We start from the raw sequence: 641 nt of genomic DNA on the forward strand, positions 1-641 counted from the left end.
AAGCTGGTTGCGCTTTGCTGAAGCGGCGCGACCCACGTGGAGGTGAAGCCTGCCCAGGCCGCGGCGAATTGCTGGGCTGAGCTGATGCCGGGGCCGGGCACGGGTGGATTGGCCCTGGTAACCACCAGGTTGTAGACGAAGAGCAGGATGAGAATCACGATGCCGCCGATCGCGAGGCCGCCGATCGCGACGTGCTCTTTTCGGATGGAACTCAGTGTGCGCATGCGCTGACCCTCCACTCATGGTTCACGAAAGCTGCCGCAATAGTGGCCCCGCCCCCGCACTCTCGATAGGGGGGCCGAGAATTGGGGCAGGGGCACCGGCCGTACCCCCCGATTTGGGGCTGATGAGAGGCCTATTCCGACTGATTTCGAGCACCCGCTTTTACTAGGCTGAGGGAGCCTCGAGAAGTTGTACTTCCACAGTGGAAGTGAGGCCGTGGGCTGTGCGTCTGTGAGCACGGTGGGGTTTCGACAAGACCGCAGCCCGTTCAAAATAGTGGAGCACTGAAATGGGTAAGCTGACCTACGACTCGAGTCTGACGGCCGACTTTGATGATCGTGTGCTGGCCCATATCCAGCTCGTCATCGGCACAAAACTGCGACGAGGCGAGAGCTTCTACTTCTCGTGGCGGGACGACC

At 61.2% G+C, this 641-nt stretch carries 1 protein-coding gene and 1 pseudogene; one reads left to right on the forward strand and one right to left on the reverse strand.

What is annotated here, in order from left to right; all coding sequences use genetic code 11:
• On the reverse strand, window positions 1-224 hold a 224-nt coding region (locus tag JF66_RS19995; protein ID WP_035880637.1), incomplete at its 3' end, for a hypothetical protein.
• A 287-nt stretch (window positions 225-511) separates the two neighbouring features.
• On the opposite strand from JF66_RS19995, the pseudogene JF66_RS20000 reads away from it, so the two are divergent.
• Window positions 512-641: pseudogene (locus JF66_RS20000) on the forward strand (ATP-dependent DNA ligase); the annotation flags it as partial.

Origin of the sequence: Cryobacterium sp. MLB-32, assembly GCF_000738085.1 — a bacterium.
In the GTDB taxonomy this organism is placed as follows: domain Bacteria; phylum Actinomycetota; class Actinomycetes; order Actinomycetales; family Microbacteriaceae; genus Cryobacterium.